Below are 223 nucleotides of genomic sequence, written 5' to 3'. Positions count from 1 at the left end.
GCGGCGCCGGCCACCACGACCTGGCGGGGAGCATTGACCGCCGCGATCGACAAGTCCCCTTCCCAGCGGGCAATCCACTCCCCCACCTCGGCCAGGCCGGCCGGCACCGACACCATCCCGCCCGTGCCCGCCAGATGGCCGGCCAACGCCCGACTACGCAGTGCCACGACCCGCGCGCCGTCCTCCCACGACAACCCACCCGCCACACACGCCGCCGCGATCT

At 74.4% G+C, this 223-nt stretch carries 1 protein-coding gene; it reads right to left on the bottom strand.

Features of this window, described 5'->3' with window-relative positions:
• Window positions 1-223: acyltransferase domain-containing protein (locus WA788_RS35890; protein WP_335984753.1), on the bottom strand; the 223-nt coding region annotated here is incomplete at both ends.

It is taken from the genome of Streptomyces sp. CA2R106 (genome assembly GCF_037034245.1).
GTDB lineage: Bacteria > Actinomycetota > Actinomycetes > Streptomycetales > Streptomycetaceae > Actinacidiphila.
The sequence above is the reverse complement of the archived record's forward strand: the minus strand, read 5'-3'. Positions and strand labels throughout refer to the sequence as shown.